18 protein-coding genes are annotated in these 22996 nt (G+C 73.2%); 14 read left to right on the top strand and 4 right to left on the bottom strand.

What is annotated here, in order from left to right; all coding sequences use genetic code 11:
• Window positions 1-51: 51 nt before the first annotated feature.
• Complete coding sequence (locus tag ACFQW6_RS09025) at window positions 52-1335, top strand: MFS transporter (protein WP_378543428.1); 1284 nt, start codon at window positions 52-54, stop codon at window positions 1333-1335.
• 27 nt (window positions 1336-1362) lie between these two features.
• On the opposite strand, the gene ACFQW6_RS09020 is transcribed toward ACFQW6_RS09025, so the two are convergent.
• Window positions 1363-2433, bottom strand: a complete 1071-nt coding sequence (locus ACFQW6_RS09020; RefSeq protein ID WP_378543425.1) for a class I SAM-dependent methyltransferase — start codon at window positions 2431-2433, stop codon at window positions 1363-1365.
• Window positions 2434-2492: 59 nt separating this feature from the next.
• Here ACFQW6_RS09020 and ACFQW6_RS09015 point away from each other — a divergent pair, with 59 nt between their 5' ends.
• The 3 genes from ACFQW6_RS09015 (at window position 2493) to ACFQW6_RS09005 (ending at window position 5515) form a co-directional block, all read left to right on the top strand.
• Window positions 2493-3854: an FAD-binding oxidoreductase gene (locus tag ACFQW6_RS09015; protein WP_378543422.1), complete on the top strand. Its 1362-nt coding sequence runs from the start codon at window positions 2493-2495 to the stop codon at window positions 3852-3854.
• Window positions 3855-3951: 97 nt separating this feature from the next.
• Entirely contained in the window at window positions 3952-5046 is a 1095-nt protein-coding gene (locus ACFQW6_RS09010) for a pyridoxal-phosphate-dependent aminotransferase family protein (protein ID WP_378543419.1), read from the top strand.
• The gene (locus ACFQW6_RS09005; RefSeq protein WP_378543416.1) at window positions 5039-5515 is read left to right on the top strand and encodes a GNAT family N-acetyltransferase; all 477 of its coding nucleotides are present in this window, start codon (window positions 5039-5041) and stop codon (window positions 5513-5515) included. Before ACFQW6_RS09010 ends, ACFQW6_RS09005 begins: the two co-directional genes overlap by 8 nt.
• 13 nt (window positions 5516-5528) lie before the next feature.
• Here ACFQW6_RS09005 and ACFQW6_RS09000 read toward each other — a convergent pair whose 3' ends face one another.
• Window positions 5529-6167 (bottom strand): hypothetical protein, encoded by a 639-nt coding sequence (locus ACFQW6_RS09000; protein ID WP_378543413.1) that lies wholly within the window; start codon window positions 6165-6167, stop codon window positions 5529-5531.
• Window positions 6168-6292: 125 nt separating this feature from the next.
• Between ACFQW6_RS09000 and smc the strand changes: the two genes are divergently transcribed.
• The 5 genes from smc (at window position 6293) to ftsY (ending at window position 12728) form a co-directional block, all read left to right on the top strand.
• Window positions 6293-9847, top strand: a complete 3555-nt coding sequence (gene smc, locus ACFQW6_RS08995) for a chromosome segregation protein SMC (protein ID WP_378543410.1) — start codon at window positions 6293-6295, stop codon at window positions 9845-9847.
• 2 nt (window positions 9848-9849) lie between these two features.
• Window positions 9850-10308 (top strand): acyl-CoA thioesterase, encoded by a 459-nt coding sequence (locus tag ACFQW6_RS08990; protein ID WP_378543408.1) that lies wholly within the window; start codon window positions 9850-9852, stop codon window positions 10306-10308.
• Window positions 10309-10411: 103 nt separating this feature from the next.
• Window positions 10412-10588 carry a hypothetical protein gene (locus tag ACFQW6_RS08985; RefSeq protein WP_378543405.1) on the top strand — a complete coding sequence of 59 codons (177 nt, stop codon included), beginning with the start codon at window positions 10412-10414 and terminating at the stop codon, window positions 10586-10588.
• 66 nt (window positions 10589-10654) lie between these two features.
• Entirely contained in the window at window positions 10655-11569 is a 915-nt protein-coding gene (locus ACFQW6_RS08980) for a class I SAM-dependent methyltransferase (protein ID WP_378543402.1), read from the top strand.
• Window positions 11570-11582: 13 nt separating this feature from the next.
• On the top strand, window positions 11583-12728 hold the full coding sequence (ftsY, locus tag ACFQW6_RS08975) for a signal recognition particle-docking protein FtsY (RefSeq protein ID WP_378543399.1): 1146 nt from the start codon (window positions 11583-11585) through the stop codon (window positions 12726-12728).
• Between the two features lie 21 nt (window positions 12729-12749).
• On the opposite strand, the gene ACFQW6_RS08970 is transcribed toward ftsY, so the two are convergent.
• Both ACFQW6_RS08970 and ACFQW6_RS08965 read right to left on the bottom strand, forming a co-directional pair.
• The gene (locus ACFQW6_RS08970) at window positions 12750-15740 is read right to left on the bottom strand and encodes a glycosyltransferase (RefSeq protein WP_378543396.1); all 2991 of its coding nucleotides are present in this window, start codon (window positions 15738-15740) and stop codon (window positions 12750-12752) included.
• The gene (locus tag ACFQW6_RS08965; RefSeq protein WP_378543393.1) at window positions 15730-16674 is read right to left on the bottom strand and encodes a rhamnan synthesis F family protein; all 945 of its coding nucleotides are present in this window, start codon (window positions 16672-16674) and stop codon (window positions 15730-15732) included. The genes ACFQW6_RS08970 and ACFQW6_RS08965 overlap by 11 nt, the downstream gene beginning before the upstream one ends.
• 234 nt (window positions 16675-16908) lie before the next feature.
• Here ACFQW6_RS08965 and ACFQW6_RS08960 point away from each other — a divergent pair, with 234 nt between their 5' ends.
• The 5 genes from ACFQW6_RS08960 to ACFQW6_RS08940 all read left to right on the top strand — a co-directional run bounded on the left by ACFQW6_RS08960 (window position 16909) and on the right by ACFQW6_RS08940 (window position 22980).
• Entirely contained in the window at window positions 16909-18201 is a 1293-nt protein-coding gene (locus ACFQW6_RS08960; protein WP_378543390.1) for an ammonium transporter, read from the top strand.
• Complete coding sequence (locus ACFQW6_RS08955) at window positions 18198-18536, top strand: P-II family nitrogen regulator (RefSeq protein WP_172259157.1); 339 nt, start codon at window positions 18198-18200, stop codon at window positions 18534-18536. Before ACFQW6_RS08960 ends, ACFQW6_RS08955 begins: the two co-directional genes overlap by 4 nt.
• A gap of 25 nt (window positions 18537-18561) precedes the next feature.
• Window positions 18562-20784 (top strand): [protein-PII] uridylyltransferase, encoded by a 2223-nt coding sequence (locus tag ACFQW6_RS08950; protein WP_378543386.1) that lies wholly within the window; start codon window positions 18562-18564, stop codon window positions 20782-20784.
• 118 nt (window positions 20785-20902) lie between these two features.
• On the top strand, window positions 20903-22498 hold the full coding sequence (gene ffh, locus ACFQW6_RS08945) for a signal recognition particle protein (RefSeq protein ID WP_378543383.1): 1596 nt from the start codon (window positions 20903-20905) through the stop codon (window positions 22496-22498).
• Between the two features lie 119 nt (window positions 22499-22617).
• Window positions 22618-22980: a hypothetical protein gene (locus ACFQW6_RS08940; RefSeq protein WP_378543380.1), complete on the top strand. Its 363-nt coding sequence runs from the start codon at window positions 22618-22620 to the stop codon at window positions 22978-22980.
• Window positions 22981-22996: the final 16 nt, after the last annotated feature.

Below are 22996 nucleotides of genomic sequence, written 5' to 3'. Positions count from 1 at the left end.
CGCCGCACACCCGCTGCACCCCGCCGACCCCCGGCGTAGGGTCTGGCCGTTGTGAGCCCTTCGAGACGGTCGCTGCGCGACCTCCCCGGGACGAGCCGCTTCGTCGAGGCCGTCCTGCCGGCGCGTCTCGGCCGGCGCTTCCGGTGGCTCCTCGCCTCGTCGTGGACGACCAACATCGGCGACGGGATCGCCATGGCGGCCGGGCCGCTGCTCGTCGCGTCGCAGACCGACGACGCCCGCCTGGTCGCGATGGCCGGGCTCCTGCGTGGACTGCCGTGGCTGCTGATCGGGCTGCACGCCGGCGCCCTGGCCGACCGCCTCGACCGGCGTACGGTCGTGGTGACCGCGGACCTCGTGCGCACCGTCGTCCTGGCGCTCCTCTGCGCCTCGATCGCCACCGGCCACGTGTCCATCGCGGTCGTGCTCGTGTCGGTCTTCGCGCTGGGCGTGGCCGCGGTGTTCGCCGACTCCACCTCGAGCACCCTCATCCCGATGTTCGTCGACAAGCCCGACCTCGGGATCGCCAACTCGCGGATGCAGGCGGGCTTCCTCACGGCCAACCAGCTCGTCGGCCCGCCGGTGGGCGCGTTCCTGTTCGCGGCCGGGATGGTGTGGCCGTTCGCGAGCCAGCTCGTGTGCGTCCTGCTCGGCGTGGTGCTGGTGTCGCGCATCGGCTCGACCCGCGACCAGGTGCGCGACCCGCTGGACACCCATGTGCGGCAGGACATCGCGGACGGCATCCGGTGGCTCTGGGGGCACGCGGCGATCCGCACCCTCGCGATCGTCATCCTGACGTTCAACATCACGTGGGGCGCCGCCTGGTCGATCCTCGTGCTCTGGTCGCTCGACCGGGTGCACATGGGGGAGGTGGGCTTCGGCCTGCTGACCACCGCCTCGGCACTCGGCGGGATCCTCGGCACGTTCCTCTACGGTCGCCTCGAGCGGCGCTTCGACCTCGCGACGCTGATGAAGACCTGCCTCCTCCTCGAGGTCCTCATGCACCTGGCGCTTGCTCTCACCACCGTGCCCTGGCTCGCGCTGCTGATCATGTTCGGCTTCGGCGCCTACGCGTTCGTGTGGCTCAACGTCTCGCAGGTCGTGCGCCAGCGGTCCGTGCCGATGGAGTTCCAGGGCCGGGTGGGCTCGGTGTACCTGATCTTCGTCTTCGGCGGCATGGTGATCGGGCAGGGGATCGGCGGCGTGATCGCCGAGCGCTGGGGCCTGGCGGCGCCGTTCTGGTTCGCGTTCGTCGGCTCCGGTCTCACCCTGGCGCTCGTGTGGTCGCGGTTGTCGAGCATCGCGCACGCCGACGAGCCCGCGACCGCGGACGCCTGACCGGCGTACGACGGCTCCGGACCGACGTCAGGGCCGCAGCCTGCGGCTGAGCCGACCCACGAGACCGGTGCCGTCCCGTGCGGGGGCGGAGCTCGTCGCCTCGGCACGCGCGCGGTCGCGCTCCCGGCGCGCCCGGTCGCGGGCCGACCGCACCTTGACCAGACGCTCCCGCGTCTCCGCCAGCTGTTGCTCGAGGTCGGCGACGACGTGGGCCGGCACCACGTCCGCGTCGCCGGACCGCGGCGGCCCCTCGTCCGGGAGCTCCGACCGGAGCCGGCCGAGGGCCGCCCGCGCCTCGTCGACGGCCAGCGCCGGGTCGCGCCGACGGTCGAGCCGTCGCAGGGTCGCGTAGAACTCCTGGTCGCCCACCCGCGTCGCGGTGATCCGCTCGACGGCGAAGTCGACCTGCCCGAGGGCGAGCAGGTCGTCCAGCAGGCCGGCGAAGACCTGCGGCGTCAGGGGCCAGACGTGGCAGTCGACGTAGTCACCGGCCGTTTGCCGCGCGACCTGCTCGCGAACGGCATCGATCGGGTGGGACCCCTGCGTCGGGGGCTGCTCCCCGGCCCACGCCTGCTCGGCGGAGTAGTCGACGGCTCGCATGAAGTGGTCGAGCACCGCGCGCACCGACGGCGTACGGTCGCCGTCGAGGTGGGCCTGGACCACCTGGCCCACGGTGGCCGGGGTGCGGTGCACGTCGAAGCAGAAGCGGCGGTCCGGGACGGCCAGCAGCAGGGCACCGTCCCAGGTGAGCACCTGCGCGACGTCGCGCAGCCAGCCGACCATGTCGGGCACGTGCTCGATGACGTGGCTGGCCACGACGTGCTGGTAGGGCGCGTCGGCGGCGACGGCCTCGGCGAGCGTCGACACGGTGCCGTCGGGCCGGGTGAGCCAGAAGTGCTGCTCGGGGATCGCGTCGGGGTCGACGGCCGGGTCGCCCTCGTAGTGGGCGACGAGTCCGGTCCGGTCGACGACGTCGACGTAGCGGACGTCGGCGGCCTCGGCGCCCACGACGGGGTTGGCCAGGGGACCGATCTCGAGGCAACGCCCCTGTCGGAGGTCGGCGTCCCCCAGGATCCGGGCACGGCGTGCGGCTCTCATGCCTGCCGACCCTAGGTCGTCACCCCCCGGTGCTCCGCAGCCCGTGCCACGATGGGCGCGTGGATGCCCTCGCGGAGCTCGTGGAGTCCCTGCCCGCCGGTGTCGTCGCGACGGACCCCGCGACCGTCGAGACCTACCGCCACGACTGGTCGCGCGACGTCGGCGCCGGCACCCCGGTGGCGGTGGTGCGGGTCGAGGACGCCGCGCAGGTGCAGGTCGCGGTGCGCTGGGCGGCCCGCCACGGCGTACCGGTCGTGCCGCGCGGGGCGGGGTCCGGTCTCTCGGGCGGCGCCAGCGCCGTCGACGGCGGCATCGTCCTCAGCCTGGAGCGGATGCGGGCGATCGAGATCGACACCAGCTGCCAGGTCGCCGTCGTCGAGCCCGGCGCCTTCAACGCCGAGGTGAAGGCCGCCTCCCGCGAGCACGGCCTCTGGTACCCGCCCGACCCGTCGTCCTACGAGATCTGCTCGATCGGCGGCAACGTCGCCACCAACGCCGGCGGCCTGTGCTGCGTGAAGTACGGCGTCACCACCGACTACGTCCTGGGCCTCGACGTCGTCCTCGCCGACGGCACCCTCATCACCCTCGGCGGCAAGCGGATCAAGGACGTCGCCGGGCTCTCCCTGCTCAAGCTGTTCGTGGGGTCCGAGGGCACGCTCGGCATCGTCACCGGGGCGATCCTGCGGCTGGTGCCGCTGCCGCTCCCGCCCGCGACGCTGGTGGCGTCGTTCCCGTCGGTGGTGGCCGCGGCGGAGGCGGTCGTCGCCGTACGCCGCTCGCTGCGGCCCTCGATGATGGAGCTGATGGACCGGGCCACCATCAACGCCGTCGAGGACTTCAGCCCCCGCGGCCTCGACCGCACCGCCGGCGCCCTGCTGGTCGCCCAGTCCGACGCACCGGGCGATGCCCGGGTCGCGGAGATCGCCACCGTCGAGGCGGCCTGCGTCGCCGCCGGTGCGACCGAGGTCGTGGTCACCGACGACCCGGCCGAGGGGGAGATGTTCGTCGAGGCCCGGCGGATGGCGTTCCCGGCCGTCGAGGCGCGCGGCAGCCTGCTGCTGGAGGACGTCGGCGCCGCGGTGCCGTTGCTGCCCGACCTCCTCGCCGCAGTGACGGAGATCGCCTTGCTTCACGACGTCGAGATCCCCACCGTCGCCCACGCGGGCGACGGCAACACCCACCCGATCATCGTGTACGACGCTGCCGACGCGGACTCCGAGCGCCGGGCCCGCGCCGCCTTCGACGACATCCTCCAGGCGGCCATCCGCCTCGGTGGGACCATCACCGGGGAGCACGGCGTGGGGCGCACCAAGAAGGCGGCGCTGCCCGACCAGCTCGGCGAGGACGTGATGGCGCTGTCGCGGCGCATCAAGGACGCCCTCGACCCGGCCGGCATCCTCAACCCGGGGGCGGTGCTCTGAGGCCCGGTGGTCGTCCTTCCGGGGTCCCCGCGGCGTTGTTCGGGGGAGCGGAGCGGGGGAGAGGAACGTCGTGGGGTGGTCGTCTACGGTCGGTGCCATGATCCGCGAGCGCCACCTCTTCGGTCCCGGTCCCTCCAACCCCTACCCGGAGGCCACGCGCGCGCTCGCCGAGCCGCTGCTCGGGCACCTCGACCCGGAGTTCCTCCGGGTCATGGACGAGACCTGCGACATGCTCCGCACCGTCTGGGGCACCGACAACGCCCGCACGCTGCCGCTCAGCGCCACCGGGTCGGCCGGGATGGAGGCGGCGTTCGTCAACACCGTGCACCCCGGCGACGTCGTCGTGGTCGCGGTCAACGGGCTCTTCGGGCAGCGCATGACCGACGTCGCAGCCCGGTGCGGCGCCGAGGTCGTGGCGGTGGAGCACGACTGGGGGCAGCCGGTCGACGTCGACCGCGTGCTTTCCGCGCACCCGTCCCCGGCGATCATCGCCGCGGTCCACGCCGAGACCTCGACGGGCGTCCGATCGGACATCGCCGCGCTGGGGGCCGGGAAGGGCGACGCCCTGCTCCTCGCCGATGCCGTGACCTCGATCGGCGGCATCGAGCTGCGCGCCGACGACTGGGGCGTCGACATCGGCTACGCCGGCACGCAGAAGTGCCTCGGTGTCGCCCCCGGCCTGGCGCCGTTCACCATCAACGACCGTGCCTTCGAGCGCCGCGTCGAGACGCCCCGCTCGTGGTACCTCGACCTCGGCATGCTCGGCGGCTACGTCGGCGAGGCCGGCGTCAAGGGCGGCCAACGGACCTACCACCACACCGCACCCACGGCGATGGTCGCCAGCCTCCACGGCGGCCTCACCCGGATCCTCGAGGAGGGGCTCGAGGCCGTGTGGGCACGCCACCAGGAGGCCGGCGACGCCCTGCAGGCGGGGCTCCAGGAGATGGGCCTCGAGCTGTTCGCCGCCGAGGGCAGCCGCCTGCCCGAGCTCACGACGGTCAACGTGCCCGACGGCGTCGACTCCGCGGCCGTCCGCAAGCAGCTGCTCGAGCGCCACGGCATCGAGATCGGCGCCGGTGCGGGGGCGTACGCCGCCAGCGTGTGGCGCATCGGCCTGATGGGCCGCAACGCCCGACCCGACGCGGTCCTGCTCGTGCTCGCGGCGCTGCGGGACGCCTTGGGTCGTGGTTGACGGCCTGGTGCTGCGTCCGATGACGCAGCAGGAGCACGACTCCTACCGCACCCGGTCCGTGCAGGAGTACGCCCTCGAGATCGCCGAGGCGCGCGGCCTGGACGCCGCGGACGCCGTCGCGACCGCCGAGGGGGAGCTCGCCGAGCTGCTGCCCGACGGGCCGGCCAGCCCCGGCATGCACCTGTGGATCGCGGAGACCGGCGCGGGTGAGCGGGTCGGCCTGGGTTGGATCGAGCTCCGCCGGCGTGCGTCCGGCACCTCCGCGTGGATCTACGACGTAGAGGTCGACGTCGGCCGCCGCGGGGAAGGGTGGGGTCGCCGGCTCATGGAGGCGCTGCACGACGCGGCACGCGACCTCGGGGCGACGACGATCGCGCTGAACGTCTTCGGCCACAACACGGCGGCGATCCGGCTCTACGACTCCCTCGGCTACGTCGTCACGGCGCAGCAGATGAAGCGCGACCTCTGACGGCTCAGGAGTCTCAGCCCAGCCGCTCGACCGCCAGCCGACCGAGCGCGAGGACGCCCCGCATCGGCGGGCGCACGTCGGTGAAGCTCACGTCGAGGACCGAGACCGTGCGGCCCGTCCGCACCACCAGCACCCGGCGCCAGTCGGCGACGCCCGACTGGAACCACCCGATCAGCATCCCGGCGGACTCATCACCCACGAGCGGCGGCAACCACGCGCGGTTCTTGAGATGTACGTCGCCGCCCTCGCCGTCGTCGGTGTCGACGTCGCCGACGCAGCGCTTGCTGAAGTCGCGGTAGCGCTGCACGAGGGCGCGGGCCTTGCGCACCGAGCCGAACCGGACGAGGTTCTGGTCGACGAGCGCCACGGAGCGCGGTCGGCCGTCGGGCGAGACGCTGCCCTCGATCGCGCTGCTGCCGCGGACCGCGATGCCCTGGTCCTCGCAGCCCCGCGGCGCGAAGACGGGGGACCGCATCACGGTGCGCAGCGGATCACGCATGTCGGGGTAGACGACGACGTGGTCCTCGAGCGTGAGGAGGTGCTCCCGGGTGAGCGGCTCGGGCGTTGCCTGCGCGGCGACCACCGGCGACGGTGCGATCAGCGCGGCGAGGACGGCCAGGGCCGCGGCGAGGGGGACGAGCGGGCTCCGCATCGCCCCAGCATGGCCCGGTGCCACGCCGCGTGCAACGGCCGCCAGCGGCAGCGGGTGTCGTAGGGTGAGCCGCGCTGAGCTTCCCCAGTTGTCAGTGGCCGTCTCGACCCGGTGAGGAGCCCGCGTTGTACCTGAAGAGCCTGACCCTCAAGGGGTTCAAGTCCTTCGCGTCCTCGACGACCATGCAGCTCGAGCCGGGCATCACCTGCATCGTCGGTCCCAACGGATCGGGCAAGTCCAACGTCGTCGACGCGCTCGCCTGGGTGATGGGCGAGCAGGGCGCCAAGAGCCTGCGCGGCGGCAAGATGGAGGACGTCATCTTCGCCGGCACGTCCGGCCGCCCCCCGCTGGGCCGCGCCGAGGTGCAGCTGACCATCGACAACTCCGACGGCGCGCTGCCGATCGACTACGCCGAGGTCACGATCAGCCGCACGATGTTCCGCAACGGCGGCTCGGAGTACGCCATCAACGGCACCGGGTGCCGGCTGCTCGACGTGCAGGAGCTGCTCAGCGACTCCGGCATCGGTCGCGAGATGCACGTCATCGTGGGCCAGGGTCAGCTCGACTCGATCCTGCACGCCACGCCCGAGGACCGCCGCGGATTCATCGAGGAGGCCGCCGGCGTCCTCAAGCACCGCAAGCGCAAGGAGAAGGCGCTCCGCAAGCTCGACGCCACCGACGGCAACCTGACCCGTCTGGCCGACCTGCTCTCGGAGATCCGTCGCCAGCTCAAGCCGCTCGGCCGGCAGGCCGAGGTCGCCCGGCAGGCGCAGACGGTCCAGGCCGACGTGCGCGACGCCCGCGCGCGTCTCCTCGCCGACGACCTCGTCACCGCCCGCACCGCACTCGAGTCCGAGATGGCCGACGAGTCGCTGCTCCTGCAGCGGCGCCAGGAGGTCGAGGCGCAGGTCGCCGCCGGGCGCGAGAAGGAGTCCCGGCTCGAGGCCACGCTGCGCGACGACCTGCCCCGCCTCGCCGCGGCGCAGGAGACGTGGTTCGCCCTGTCCGGGCTCAAGGAGCGGCTGCGCGGCACCGCGTCGCTGGCCGAGGAGCGGATCCGCAACGCGGCGGGTGCGGCCGAGGGCGACACGGTCGACTCCGGCCGCGACCCCGACGACCTCGAGGCCCAGGCCGAGCGGGTGCGCCGTCAGGAGGCCGAGATCGCCGAGCAGGTCGAGCAGCAGCGCTCGGGCCTCGACGCCGCCGTGGTCGCCAAGCGCGCGGCCGAGGAGGCCGCGGCCGAGGAGGACAAGCGCATCGCGGGTCTCCAGCGGGCGGCCGCCGACCGGCGGGAGGGGCTCGCGCGCCTCACCGGCCAGGTCAACGCTCTGACGTCCCGCGCGGAGGCGGCGGACGCCGAGATCCAGCGGCTCACCGACGCGCGTGAGGAAGCCGTGGCCCGTGCCGATCGGGCGCAGCGCGACTTCACCGCGCTCGAGACCCGGGTCGCCGGGCTCGACGCCGGCGAGGAGGGCCTCGACTCCGAGCACGAGGGCGCCGTGTCCGCCCTGGACGAGATCGACGAGCAGCTCGCCCGGGCCCGTGAGGACGCCCAGCAGGCCGAGCGCGAGCGCGCCGGCCTCGTCGCGCGCCGCGACGCGCTCGAGATCGGTCTCAACCGCAAGGACGGCGCCGGCGCGCTGCTCGCCGCGACCGACGAGGTCGGCGGCCTGCTCGGCTCGGTGGCCGCGCTCCTCGACGTCGACCACGGCTACGAGACCGCGGTCGCCGCCGCGCTCGGCGCTGCGGCCGACGCGGTCGTCGTCTCCGACGCCGCCTCGGCCGTCGAGGCGATCGCCCACCTCAAGCACGACGACCTCGGTCGCGCCGCGATGCTGCTGGGCGGCGCACCGACCGCCGACCGCGACCGGCCCCCGCTCCCCGACGGAGCGGCCTACGCCGTCGACGTCGTGTCCGCGCCCGACGACGTACGCCCTGCGGTGGCGCACCTGCTCCACCAGGTCGTCGTCGTCGACGACCTCCCTGCCGCCCGGCGGCTGGTCGCCGATCGTCCCGAAGTCGTCGCCGTGACCCGCGAGGGCGACCTGCTCGGTGCCCACTTCGCGGCCGGTGGATCCACCAGCCAGCCGAGCCTGATCGAGATCCAGGCAGCCGTCGACGAGGCCGGTGCCAAGCTCGCCGAGGCGACCGCGTCCGCGGAGCGGCTGGGCTTCGAGATCTCCCGCCTCGAGGCGGCCCGCCACGACGCCCTCCAGCGCGTCGACGTCGCCCTCGCCAAGCTCCACGAGTCGGACGCCACGCTGGCCGCGGTGGCCGAGGAGCTCGGGCAGTACGGCTCGCAGGCCCGCGCCGCCAAGGGCGAGGCCGACCGGCTCGAGCGCGCCATCACCACCGCCCGTGAGGCCCGGGAGGCCGACCTCGCCGGGCTGGTCGACCTCCAGGCCCGCCTCGCCGCGGCCCAGGACGTCACCGACGAGGAGCCCGACACCGCCGACCGAGAACGCTTGGCCGAGGCCGCCCGAGAGGCACGGCAGGCGGAGATGGACGCGCGACTCGCGCTGCGCACCGCCGAGGAGCGGGCGCGGGCGCTGCACGGTCGCGCCGACTCCCTCCTGCGCGCCGCGCAGGCCGAGCGCGAGTCGCGCGCCCGCGCGGCCGAGCGCCGCGAGCGGCTGATCCGCGAGGGGGCCGCCGCGACGGCGGTGTCCTCCGCCGTCCGCGTCGTCCTCCACCAGCTCGAGCGCTCGGTCATGCTGGCCGCCGACGAGCGCGCCGCGGTGGAGGAGTCCCGCCGAGGGAGCGAGCAGGAGCTCATGGCCGTGCGCACCCACCTGCGCGACCTCGGCCGCGAGCACGACGAGCTCGTCAGCTCCGTCCACCGCGACGAGATGGCCCGGGCCCAGCAGAGGATGCGCATCGAGCAGCTCGAGGAGCGGGCGCTCGAGGAGCTCGGCCTGGATCCCTCCGGCCTGGTCGACGACTACGGACCCAGCACGCCCATCCCCTTCACCGGCGAGGTGCCCGAGGGCGAGGAGCCGCCGGACCCCACGCCCTTCGTGCGCGAGGAGCAGGTCAAGCGGCTCCGCTCCGCCGAGCGCGCCCTGTCGATGCTCGGCCGGGTCAACCCGCTCGCGCTGGAGGAGTTCTCCGCGATGGAGGAGCGGCACAAGTTCCTCACCGAGCAGCTCGAGGACCTCAAGCGCACCCGCAAGGACCTCCTCGACATCGTCCGCGAGGTCGACACCCGCGTGGAGCAGGTCTTCACCGAGGCCTACGCCGACGTGGAGAAGGCCTTCGACCAGACCTTCGCCCGGCTGTTCCCCGGTGGCGAGGGACGACTCGTCCTCACCAACCCGGGTGACATGCTCACCACCGGCGTCGAGGTCGAGGCCCGGCCCCCCGGCAAGAAGGTCAAGCGGCTCTCGCTGCTGTCCGGCGGCGAGCGTTCGCTCGTCGCGGTCGCCTTCCTCGTCGCGCTCTTCAAGGCCCGGCCCTCGCCGTTCTACATCCTCGACGAGGTCGAGGCGGCGCTCGACGACACCAACCTCGGCCGGCTGCTGGAGATCTACGAGGAGCTGCGCGAGAACTCCCAGCTGCTCGTGATCACCCACCAGAAGCGCACCATGGAGGTCGGCGACGCCCTCTACGGCGTCACGATGCGCGGCGACGGCGTCTCCGCCGTCATCAGCCAGCGCCTCCGCGACGCAGAGTCGGCCTAGGCGTGGGCGAGCGTCCTCTGCGGCCCACGCGGACCGACTACGTCGCCTGGCGCACCGCGACCACCCGGTGGCGCGACGACGACGCCTACGGCCACCTCAACAACGCGACCTACTACGAGCTGTTCGACACGGCGGTCAACGCCTACCTCTACGACGCGACCGGCGTCGATGTCCGGGCCCTGCCGCAGATCGGCGTCGTCGCCGAGACCGGCTGCCGCTACTTCCGCGAGATCGGCTTTCCCGAGCCGATCGAGATGGGTCTGGTCGTCGACAAGGTGGGAACCAGCTCCATCGTCTACCGCATCGGCCTGTTCCAGGGTGCCTCGGACGAGGCGGCAGCCGAGGGGCGCTTCGTCCACGTCTACGTCGACAACTCGAACGGCGCCGGCGCCCGGCCGGTCACCCCGATGCCCGACGTCGTGCGCGCGGCCGTCTTACGCCTGCTCCGCCCGGAGGGGTGAGCGTCCTCACCCCGACCCGCCGGTGGCGGCCGCGGATGCGTGGGCGCCAGCCGTCGTGTGCCACCGTGGAGGGGACCCGACCGGCCCACCTCGGAGGAAACCCGTGCTCGCGATCATCCTGATGATGTCCCTCGGCGTGCTCGTCGCCGCGGCCGTGGCTGTCTACGTCGCCTACCCCCACCGCGGCGAGGAGATGCCCGTCGCGCCGCAGCTCGGCGACGCCATGCGCAAGGGCGTCGACGCCCTGCCGACCCTCGAGGACTCGGAGTCCCGCGTCTGACCCCAGCCGGGGGTGACTCCGGCGTGGCGCCGCGCGCCGACCCGCGCGCGGACTAGCGTGCGAGAGGTGACCGGCTCCCGCCACGACGTCGCCAAGGGCTACTGCGCGGCCTGCGGCGCGACGGTGTCCCGCCAGTTCCGGCCCGGACCCGACGGTCGCCCCGACGCGGCCTGCCCCAGGTGCGGGAGCCTGGAGCGGCACCGGTTCCTCTCGCTGCTGCTCGGCAGCCTCCTGCCCGAGCTGCGCGACCTCGACACGGTGGTCGAGATCGCGCCGTCGCGCCAGTCGAAGGTGCTCCTCGACCGGCTCGAGGCCCGGCGCCGGATCAGCCTGGACGCCGGCTACGACGCCCGCGACGTCGACGCGTTGGCCAGCCTGACCCACCTCCCGCTGCGGGACGACTCGGTCGACCTCCTGGTCTGCTACCACGTGCTCGAGCACGTCCCGGACGACTGTGCCGCGATGCGCGAGATCGCGCGGGTGCTCAGCCCGCGCGGCATCGCGCTCCTCGAGGTGCCGATCAAGACGGGCGTGGCGACCGAGGAGGACCCGTCGGCGCCCCCGGAGGAGCGCATCCGCCGCTTCGGCCAGGTCGACCACGTGCGCTGGTACGGCGACGACTTCGACACCCGCCTCGCGGACGCCGGCCTCGCCTCGGTGCGGGTCACGCCGCCCGCGCTCGTGGGGGAGTCAGCGGTGCGGTGGTTCCGGCTGATGCCCCACGAGGTGGTGTGGGTCGCCCACCCCGGCCGGGGGAGTGCGTCCCCGATGCTGGCAGATGGGGCCGGGTCCGGCCTCACCGCCGCCTTCGACGCCGTGCTCGCCGACCTCGCGAAGGCGCAGGGCCGCCTGGCGCGCGAGCGTGAGCGGGCCACCCGACTCGTCGCCCAGCGCGACGGCCTGCGTGCCCGTCTCGCCGAGGAGCAGGCCCGCCGCGCGGCCGGTGTGCTCACCCGGCTTCGGCGCGCCGTGCCCCTCTGATTGGATTGACCCCATGGGTGACTGGCTCTATCTGATCATCGCCATCGCGGTCGTGGGCGTCGTCACGCTCGCCGGGCTGCTGACCTCCGGACGACGGCGGAAGGAGGTGCCGCCGCCCAGCGGCCGCACCGACGTCATCGCACCGCCTCCGACCGAGGGCGAGGTCGCGACCGGGGCGCCCCCGGAGCCGGCGGTCGACACCGCCGAGCCCGTCGTCGAGGCCCCGACCGTCGAGAAGCCCGAGAGCACGGCATCGCGCCTCGTGCGCCTGCGCCAGCGGCTCTCCCTCTCCCAGGGCGGCCTCGGCAAGGGCCTGCTGGCCCTGCTCAGCCGTGAACGCCTCGACGAGGACACGTGGGAGGAGATCGAGGACACCCTCCTCACCGCCGACATCGGCGTGGCGCCCACCCAGGCGCTCGTGGAGCGCCTGCGCACCCGACTGCGGGTCGAGGGTGGCCAGCCGTCCGACGTACGAGCGGTGCTGCGCGAGGAGCTGATCGAGCTCGTCGGCACCGACCTCGACCGACGCGTGCAGGTGACCGGCACCGGCGGCAAGCCCGGCGTGGTGCTCGTGGTCGGCGTCAACGGGGCCGGCAAGACCACCACCGTCGGCAAGATCGCCCGGATCCTCGTCGCCGAGGATCTCTCGGTCACGCTCGGTGCCGCCGACACGTTCCGCGCCGCCGCCGTCGACCAGCTCGCCACGTGGGGTGAGCGCGTCGGTGTCGAGGTGGTGCGTGGTCCCGAGGGCGGCGACCCGGCCAGCGTCGCGTTCGAGGCCGTCAAGCACGGCATGGACAACGGCGTCGACACGGTGCTCGTCGACACGGCCGGCCGCCTGCAGAACAAGGCCGGACTGATGGACGAGCTCGGCAAGATCAAGCGCGTCATCGAGAAGCAGGCCGACGTCACCGAGGTGCTGCTCGTCCTCGACGCCACCACCGGCCAGAACGGTCTGATCCAGGCCCGCGTCTTCAGCGAGATCGTCGACGTCACCGGCATCGTGCTCACCAAGCTCGACGGCTCCGCCAAGGGCGGCATCGTGGTGCAGGTGCAGCGCGAGCTCGGCGTGCCGGTGAAGCTCGTCGGCCTCGGCGAGGGTCCCGACGACATGGCGCCGTTCGACGCGGCCGCCTTCGTGGACGCCCTGCTCGGCTGACGACCCGGCGCGCGTCGCCGGTCAGCGGCGGGCGAGGAGCGCGCGCACCGCGTCGTCGATGAGGGTCTCGGCCCGCTTGTCGAAGCTGTGCTCGGCGATGATCCGGGTCGCGATCTCACGGCGGGTCGCGTCGTCCGGGAACGCGTCGTACGGCGGCGTCACCAGGCGCGCCAGCTCGTGCTCGTTGTCGAAGGGGAGCACCAGGCCGGAGAAGATCTCCTCGAGGCCGTCGATGCGGTCGCTGAGGATGCGGGCTCCGCAGGCCGCGGCGTCGAAGAGGCGGTTGGAGGCGAAGCTGTCGCGGCGCATGTCGAGGTGATGGTCGTTGAGCACGATCCCCGCCGAGGCGTAGAGCGCGCCGACCTCGCGGTTGTCGACACCGCCGGAGGCGATCTGGTCGCGCTCGACGAAGTCGGTCCAGTCGTTGCCGTGGAGGGTGAGGTCGGCGCCGATCGCGAGCGCGCTGCGGACGGCGTAGCGGTAGATGCCACGCGAGTTGCCGACGAACAGCAGCGCGGGGCCGGTGTCGGGCTCGGCCCTGTCGGGGTGGAACCAGCGCGTGTCGGTGCACTGCAGGAGCTGCGCGACCGGGGTGCCCCACTCGCGGCTCACCCGCTCCGACCAGCTGGTGCTGGCGGCGTAGACGAGGTCGAAGCCGGCCACCTCGTCGGGCGTGATCATGTCGGGGTGGCTGATGATCCACTCGACGTTGAGCAGGCCGGGCCGAGGCGTGACGCGGTCGAGGCCGCGGAGCACCAGCAGCACGTCGTCGTGGTCGCGCGAGTCGCGGTGCCGGGCGTCGCGGCGGTCGATGGCCACGTGCTGGCCGCGTCGTTCGAGGGCGTCGGCCAGCGACCGGGCGAAGTAGGTGTCGCCCCACCGGTCGCCGCGCTGGGCGGCGGGCGCCGCGATGTCGACGGCCCACCGCAGCCGCGGGGGCGACTCGCGGATGCCCTCCACGGCACGTACGACGAGCTCGGGCACCAGGACCGACGGCGCGCTCCGGTCCTCGGGGTCGGCGCTCACCATCCGGCTGCGCTCGTCGGTCACCTCGAGCCCGGCGGTGCCGAGCTGGGCGCGGGAGTCGTCGACCGGCAGCCGGGGCCCGGCGAGCACGGTCGCGCGCAGCGACGACATCGCGCCGATCAGCGCCTCCGCCTCCGCGTAGGCGGTGCGGGACGTGATCACCGCCTCGGGCACGAGCACCGATCCGCCGAGACCCGCGCGCTGCGCCCTCAGCCCGAGGTCGGTCTCGGCGAGGACTGAGTGGTAGCGCGGGTCGAGGCCGCGCAGCGCGACCGCGGTCTCGGTGCGCAGCGCCACCAGGGGTGAGGCGGGCGCGGCGACCACGCACTGGCCGATCCGTTCGGCGTCGCTGGTGGGCAGGCCGGCGAGGAACAGCTCAGGGTGCGGGTTGTCGGTGGTGAAGCGGGCACCGGCGCTGAGGACCACGCCGTCCAGATCGACGACCAGCGGCTGCGCGATCCCCGCCCCTGCCTCGCGCAGCACCCCGGCGAGCTGCTCGGCGATGGGCTGGCGTGGCGGCATGGCCTCGGGCCGGACCAGCACCACGGTGCTGCCCGCGGCCTCCACGACGCCGACGTTGGTGGCGACCGACATGGACACCGGGGCAGGGACCGAGATGAAGCGGGCGCCCGAGATCACCGACGCGATGGAGGCGGCCAGGACGTGGTGCGCCCGGCGCATGCGGACGCCGACGAGCACCAGCTCCGAGCCCTCGCGCGGCACCGCGCCGAGCCATTCCACCGTGCGTCGGGGCTCCGGTCCCAGCGGCATGACGTGACTGACCAGTGCCTCGTCGGTCTCCCGGCGCCCGGCCGCGTCCCAGTCGACGAGCTGACGCTCGAGGACGACGGAGTCCCAGTCGTCCTCGAAGCCGGGCTGCGGGGTCTCCGGCCGGCGCAGGACGGGTACGTCGACGGCAAGCGGCTCGTGGTCGCGGGTGAGCCGCAGCAGCAGGTCACGCTCCACCGCCCCGTCGAGGCCTTCGTCGAAGCCCCCGACGTCCTTGACGGAGTCTCGTCGCAGGAGCGCCGTGGCGAGGTCGACGGGGCGCCCGCCGAGCAGCTCGTGCCGGGATCGGCCGACGGCCCCGGCGCCCGCCACCACCGCGGCAGCCCCGCTGTGGTGGGCGTGCGCCAGCAGGTCGCCCAGCATCTCGGGCAGCCACTCGCGCCCGAGCGGCAGGAACGCCACGTGCTCGCCGGTGCCGTGCTCGAGGGCCACGTTGAGGGCGCGGGCGAGCCCGCACCGCGACTCGCGCACGACGGTGACGCGGTCGTCGAAGGCAGCCACGCCCTGCAGCACGGCTGCGGTGTCGTCGACCGACCCGCGGTCGACGGCGACAAGGTGCCAGTCGGTGAAGGACTGGGCCTGCAGGGACGCCACCGTCTGGTGGACGAGCGGTCCGGCGTCCTGCGCGGCCATCACGACGGTCACCGCGGGGGAGGTGCCCAGCGAGGCGGGGAGCGGCGGGGTGGGGCCGACCAGCGGTGGACGCTCGCGAACGACCTCCTCGCGCCACTCGGTCGCGGCCGCGATGGCGGCGGCGCGGTAGGTCGACCAGGACACCTTGCGAGGCAGGATCCGCGTCGGCAGCGGGGTGCCCGGCCCCGAGGCGCCGAGCCAGTAGGACAGCGCACCGTAGGGGTGGTGGCGGGCCTCGGGGTAGGCCGCGAAGATGATCCGCGGGTCGACGAGCGGGTGCGGCGCGATGCGGTTGCGCCGCCGACGCTCGGAGACGTACCAGAGCACGGGGTGCTGACCGGCCCGCTGCCACGACCGGCGCCGACCGATCCACTGGGCCTCGAAGAGCGGGTGCGGGGACACGTCGCCGGCGTCGACGACCGCGCGGGCCGCCTCGAGGGTCGACCCGAACGTGGTGCCGAGCTGGGCGGCGACGTAGTCCGCGTCGACGAGGCCGGAGGCGACCATGACGTCGGCGGCGTCGTCGAGCCTCACCTGACCCGGGCGGCGACGCTCACCGCGCATCGGAGTACCTCACCCGCGGGAAGAGGGGCTCGAGGGCCAGCGGGGTGGGCAGCAGCCGCTCGGTGTCGCGGAGGGGGTAGTACTGCGCGGTCTCCTCGAGGAACTCGCGGACCCCGTCGAAGCGCTGCGGGAAGCGACGCTCGCACAGCTCGAGCAGCCGTCTGGCGTCGAGGTTGTAGGGGTCGTAGCGCAGGGTGTCGATCTTGACGTAGGGGAGCCGGGCGTTGTCGAGGACCCGGTCGGCGAGGCTCCGAGCGGGGTTCCACGGCTCGTTGGCACGCTCGCGCCACTCGCGGACCTCGGCGCGCGTGCGCGGGAAGTGTGAGCGGTGGGCGGCCCACCAGCGCATCCGCTCGCGCGCGATGCGCCGGTCCTCGGGGGTCTCGACGAAGTAGGTGTCGGAGAGGAAGCCCGCCTCGTAGAGCCGGCGCGACATGCCGACCTCGTAGCGCCGGATGACCTGGCGGCGCTTGGAGATCGGCTCCATCTCCTCCCAGAACGTCGTGAACGCCCGCGACCCGACGACCCACGGACGGAAGGCGATGAAGAAGGACTGGATGTGCGGCGCCACGCGCTCGGCGCCGGTCAGGCCCCAGAAGTCGCACGGCCGCGTGGCCATCTCGGCGAAGACGGGCTCGTAGGAGTCGAGGGCGAAGACGTAGGTGTCGTTGCAGACCACCACCTCGTCGTACGCCGTCAGGTCGCCCGCCGCGTCGAGGCCGACCTTGTAGCTGAAGAAGTCGTAGCCGTAGTTGGCCCGCTCCACGAGGACCGCCCGCTCGGTCAGCCAGGCGCGCGCCGAGTCCTGCAGGCTGGCCGTCGTGCAGACCAGCAGGGTGTCGACCGACGCGGCAAGCGCCTCCACCTGACCACGCACGTGGGGCCGCAGCTCCCCGGCGACGTCGTAGTGCGCCATCACGGCCAGTCTGGACACGGCCGAACCCTAACAAGGCGGCCTCCGGGGCCGATCCGTTCACACACCCGTAACACGAGGACCCATTCCGTTGCCTGCTCGCAACATCCGTCGCGGCCCGGCGAAACCTCGCCCGCACAGGCTGCGGGTCATCACGTGGGCACCGCCATGACAGCGGCGTCATGGCCCGGGTGACCACCCCCATCTGTTCGTGCTCGAAATCCTGGAGGTCCTGTGGACGGCTATTACGCCTTCATGCTGGTGGCGACTGCCTTCGTCCTGATGATGACGGTGCCCGCGCTGGCCCTGTTCTACGGCGGCATGTCGCGGTCGAAGTCCGTGCTCAACATGATGATGATGTCGTTCATCGCGGCTCCCGTCGTCGGCATCCTCTACGTCGCCGTCGGCTGGTCGATGGGCTTCGGCGGCGACGGCACCTTCTTCGCCAACCCGTTCGAGCTGTTCTGGCTCGAGGGCGTCAGCACCGACAACTACATCTACGTCATGTTCCAGATGACCTTCGCGATCATCACCGCAGCGCTGATCAGCGGCGCGGTCGCCGATCGGCTCAAGTTCTCCGCCTGGCTGGTCTTCGTCCCGCTGTGGGCCGTCATCGTCTACTTCCCGATGGCCCACATGGTGTTCAGCTGCACCGACGACTCGCTCATCTGCGGCCGCATCGGCGCGCAGGACTACGCGGGCGGGACGGCTGTCCACATCAACGCCGGCGTCGCGGCCCTGGTGCTCGTGCTGCTGCTCGGCAAGCGGATCGGCTGGCCCCGGGAGCAGATGCGTCCGCACAACCTGACGCTGACCATGCTGGGCGCCGGCATGCTGTGGCTCGGCTGGTACGGCTTCAACGTGGGCTCGATCGTCTTCGCTGACGGTTACAACGACGACCAGTTCTTCGCCGAGACCGGGCGGACCTTCGCCAACACGACGCTGGCGACCTTCGCCGCCATCCTCGGCTGGCTGCTGGTCGAGCGCCTGATCCACAAGAAGGCCACGTCCCTCGGCGCCGCGTCGGGCATCGTCGCCGGCCTGGTCGCGATCACCCCGGCCGCCGGTGCGGTGAACCTCTCCGGCGCGGTGGCGATCGGCCTGATCGCCGGCGGGCTGTGTGCCTGGGCCGTCGGCCTCAAGTACAAGCTCGGGTACGACGACTCGCTCGACGTGGTCGGCGTGCACCTCGTCGGCGGCGTCGTCGGCACCGTGCTGATCGGCGTCTTCTCCACGGCCGAGGGCGCGGGCGGCGTCGACGGGCTCCTGTACGGCGGCGGGTTCGGCTCGCTGGCCGACCAGTCGCTGGGTGTCCTGGTGGCCGTCCTCTACTCGGGCATCCTCACCACTGTCATCGCCCTCGCGATCAAGTACACGATGGGCCTGCGCCTCGACGAGGAGGACGAGGTCAACGGCATCGACCTGGTCGCCCACGGCGAGTCGGCGTACGACCTGCACAGCGGCACCAGCGGCGGCAGCAGCAGCGTCCTCGCAGCCTCCACCGCCCCTGTCGCCACCACCACGAAGACCGAAGGAGCCAGCGCATGAAGCTCGTGACCGCGGTGATCAAGCCGCACAAGTGGGAGGACGTCCGCGAGGCGCTCGAGACCTTCGGGGTCGCCGGGATGACGGTCTCCGAGGTCAGCGGCTACGGCCGCCAGAAGGGCCACACCGAGGTCTACCGGGGGGCGGAGTACGACATCGCCCTCGTCCCGAAGATCCGCATCGAGATCGTCGTCGACGACGCCGACGCCGACGACATCGTCGGGATCGTCGTCAAGACCGCGCAGACGGGTCGGATCGGTGACGGCAAGGTCTGGGTCAGTCCCGTCGAGACCGTCGTCCGTGTCCGCACCGGCGAGCAGGACGCGTCGGCACTCTGATGGTCGAGTTGTCTCGGGACCCAGCGTGACCGCAGAACTGCGACAGACCAGGGCCACCTCGGCCGACGAGCTCTGCCGGGAGGCGTACGCCGCCTCCGGCGGGCCCGTCACCGGGGTGGCTCTGGTCGCGGTCGGCGGGTACGGCCGGGGCGAGCTCGCGCCGCACTCCGACCTCGACGTCGTCCTGGTCCACGAGGACGGCCTCGACCTCGGCGACCTCGGTGCCACGCTCTGGTACCCGCTGTGGGACTCGGGGCGGCGGCTCGACCACTCGGTCCGCTCGATGAGCGAGGTGCTCGAGGCGGCGGCGGACCTCCGGGTGGCGCTCGGCCTGCTCGACGCCCGCCACCTCGCCGGCGACCCGGGGCTCAGCCTGCGGCTGCGCACCACGATGCTGGCCGACTGGCGCCGTCAGGCCCGGACCCGGTTGCCGGAGCTCAAGGCGATGACGCTCAAGCGCCACGACGTCACCGGCGAGCTGGCGCACGTCTCGGTGCCCGACGTGAAGGAGGCCGAGGGCGGGCTGCGCGACGCCGGCGTGCTCAAGGCGATCGAGGCCAGCTGGCTCGTCGACGCCTCCACGCCCGCGCTCGAGGCGGCGCGACTGATGCTCCTCGACGTCCGCGACGAGGTGCAGGACCTCGCCGGCCGGCCGGCCGACCGCATCGCCCCCGAGATGTGGGGACCGCTGGCTGAGCGCCTCGGGCTCGCCGACGCCGCGGCCGCCCAGCGCCACGTCCGTTCCCTCGGCCGCCGGATCGCCCACCTCTCGCGGCTGGCGTGGCGGCGCACGGACGCCGTCATGGCCCGGTCGACGGGGGAGAGGGGTCGGCGGACGCCAGCGTTGGAGAGGATCGCCCCCGGCATCGCGCTGTCGCGCGGCGAGGTCGTCCTCGACGCCGGCACCCGGCCCGGCGACGACCCGACCCTCCTGCTCCGCGGGGCGGCGGAGGCGGCGAGCCGTGACGCCGTCCTCGCGCCCACCACCGCCGCCCGGCTGGTGCGGGAGGGGGCAGAGCTCCCCGTGCCGTGGCCGGTCCCCGCCCGCGACGCGCTCGTCCGCCTGCTCGCCAGCGGGCCCGCCCTGCTGCCTGTCTGGGAGACCCTCGACGAGGTCGAGGGCATCGGGACCTTCCTGCCCGAGTGGGAACAGATCCGGCTCCTGCCCCACGCCTCGGCCATCCACCGCTTCACCGTCGACCGGCACGTCGTGGAGACCTGCGCGGCGGCGGGCACCCTGATCCGCAGCGTCCGCAGGCCCGACCTGCTGCTGGTCGCCGCGCTGCTGCACGACATCGGCAAGGGCTCGCTGCACGACCACTCCGTGGCCGGCGAGCCCCTGGCCCGCAAGGTCGTGGCCCGGATGGGGTTCACCGATCTCGACGCCGAGGTGGTCGCGTCCCTCGTGCGCTGGCACCTCCTGCTCGCGGACCTCGCGACCACCCGCGACCCGGACGACCCGGCCACCACCGCCGAGCTGCTCACCCACGTCCCCGACGCGGCCAGCCTCGAGCTGCTGCGTGCGCTCACCGAGGCCGATGCCCGAGCAGCCTCGCCGGCGGCGTGGACGACGTGGCGGGCGTCGCTGGTCGACCGCCTCGTCTCGCGGGCCGGGCAGGCGCTCGGCGCCGAGATCACCCACGTGGCCCCGGCCGGGTCGCTGCCCGTCCCCGACGTCGTACGGCGTGACCCGGCCGCCGTGTCGGTCGAGATCGTCCCGCACGAGGTCGGCGCAACCGTCACCGTGGTCGCGGCCGACCGCGTCGGCCTCCTCGCCGACGTCGCCGGCGGTCTCGCCGCGCTCCGGGTGCCGGTGCACGCCGCTCGCGCCTGGTCGCAGGTCGACGCGGAGGGCGAGTGGGGCGTCAGCGCGTGGGAGGTGCCCGACGCCTACCTCGACGCCAGCGTCGTGCGCGAGCGGATCCGCCGCGTCGTCGAGGGCACCCAGCGGCTCCCCGACCTGCCCGCGCGCCCGGACGGCGAGCTGCCACCGATCGTCGAGGTCCGCCCGGACGCCTCGCGCGCCTCGCTGGTGCTGGAGATCCGCACCTCGGACCGGCCCGGTGTGGTCCACCGCGTGCTCACCACCCTCGCCGGGCTCGGCCTCACGGTCGCCTCCGCGCACGTCTCCACGCTCGGCCCCCAAGCGGTCGACGTGTTCTACGTCCAGGAGGTCGGCGGCGTGCGCCCGACGGAGGAGCGGGCGGCGGCGGCCGCCCATGCCGTACGCACGGCGCTCGGCGGCTGAGCACGTCGGATGAGCTCGTCGGCTGAGCCCGGGCGGGGTGCGGCCGTTAGTCTTGGTCGTCGTACCAGACTCTGATCCACCCCTGATCCACCACCGATGCGAGGGACAGACCCACACCGTGTTCGCCACACTCTCCGACCGCCTTGCCGACACCTTCAAGAACCTGCGGGGCAAGGGCCGGCTCTCCGAGGCCGACATCGACGCCACCGCGCGTGAGATCCGCATCGCGCTGCTCGAGGCCGACGTCGCGCTGCCCGTGGTGAAGGAGTTCGTCGGGGCGGTGAAGGAGCGCGCCCGCTCCGAGGAGGTCAGCGGCGCCCTCAACCCGGCGCAGCAGATCATCAAGATCGTCCACGAGGAGCTCGTCACCATCCTCGGTGGCGAGACGCGCCGCCTGCGCTACGCCAAGAGCGGGCCGACGGTCATCATGCTCGCCGGCCTCCAGGGCGCCGGCAAGACGACGCTCGCGGCCAAGCTCGCGCTGTGGCTCAAGGACCAGGACAAGACGCCGATGCTCGTCGCGGCCGACCTCCAGCGTCCCAACGCCGTCCAGCAGCTGCAGGTCAACGGTGAGCGCGTCGGCGTCCCCGTCTTCGCCCCCGAGCCGGGCAACGCCCAAGGAGTCGAGCACGGTGGCGACCCGGTCGACGTCGCGCGCAGGTCGATCGAGGAGGCGAAGCGCAAGCTCCACGACGTCGTCATCATCGACACCGCCGGTCGCCTCGGCGTCGACCAGACGCTGATGCAGCAGGCCGCAGACATCCGCGACGCGGTGCAGCCCGACGAGGTGCTCTTCGTCGTCGACGCGATGATCGGCCAGGACGCGGTCACCACCGCGCAGGCCTTCCTCGACGGTGTCGGCTACGACGGCGTGGTGCTCACCAAGCTCGACGGCGACGCCCGCGGCGGTGCCGCGCTGTCGATCCGCTCGATCACCGGCAAGCCGGTCATGTTCGCCTCCAGCGGCGAGAAGATGACCGACTTCGACCTCTTCCACCCCGACCGGATGGCCTCCCGCATCCTCGACATGGGCGACATGCTCACCCTGATCGAGCAGGCGGAGAAGGCGTTCGACTCCGAGCAGTCGCTGAAGGCGGCCGAGAAGCTCGCCACCAAGGGCGGCTTCACGCTGGAGGACTTCCTCCAGCAGATGATGCAGATCCGCAAGCTCGGCTCGATGACCAAGATCATGGGGATGCTCCCCGGGATGGGTCAGTTCCGCGACCAGCTCGAGAACTTCGACGAGCGCGAGATCGACCGCATCCAGGCGATCATCCAGTCGATGACGCCGGCGGAGCGCGACAACCCGAAGATCATCGACGGCTCGCGCCGCGCCCGCATCGCCGCAGGCTCCGGGCGCCAGGTGTCCGACGTGAACCAGCTCGTGGACCGGTTCTTCGAGGCGCGCAAGATGATGGAGCAGATGGCGCGCGGCGGTGGCGTCCCCGGCATGCCCGGGATGCCCGGAGTGCCCGGCCTCGGCGGCGGCAAGCGCGCCGGCGGCCGCCAGGCCCCGCAGGGCAAGGGCAAGAAGGGCAAGAAGCGCGTCTCGGGCAACCCGGCCAAGGCGGCCCAGCAGAAGGCCGCGCAGAAGACCGCCTCGGACGAGAAGGCCGCCAACCCCTTCGGCAACCCCGACGGCACCGACGTCGACTACGAGAAGGCTGCCGAGCAGCTCAACCTGCCCAAGGACTTCTCGCAGTTCCTCAAGTGAGACGCCCAACCGTGTGCGAGCGCAGCGAGCAGGCGGCGTGGGGGCGGCCAGGTTGAGCAAGCGACGCGACTGAGGAACGAAGTCGCGCGAGCGCGTCGAAACCAGGGAGGTCGGGCACATTGGGAACAACCCTGGTCGTCGACGGCGCCAACGTCGTCGGGTCCGTCCCCGACGGCTGGTGGAAGGACCGCGCGGGGGCGGCGCGCCGCCTGCACGAGCGGCTCCTCGTCGCCGACACGTCGTACGACGAGATCGTGCTGGTGCTGGAGGGTCAGGCCAAGGGCGGCGTCCGAGCCGGACGGGACGCCCACGTCCGCACGGTGCACGCGACGCGCGACGGTGATGCCGAGATCCGCGAGCAGGCGCGTCGTGCGGGCGAGGCGGGCGGCCACGTCGTCGTGGTGACCGCCGACCGCGCGCTCGCCGCGAACGTGGCGCCTGCCCAGGTGCTCAGCCCGTCCTGGCTGCTCGACCAGGTCTGAACGCCCGGCGGCCGGT

It is taken from the genome of Nocardioides sp. GCM10028917 (assembly GCF_042666175.1).
In the GTDB taxonomy this organism is placed as follows: domain Bacteria; phylum Actinomycetota; class Actinomycetes; order Propionibacteriales; family Nocardioidaceae; genus Nocardioides.
This window is presented reverse-complemented; position numbering and strand designations above follow the sequence as displayed.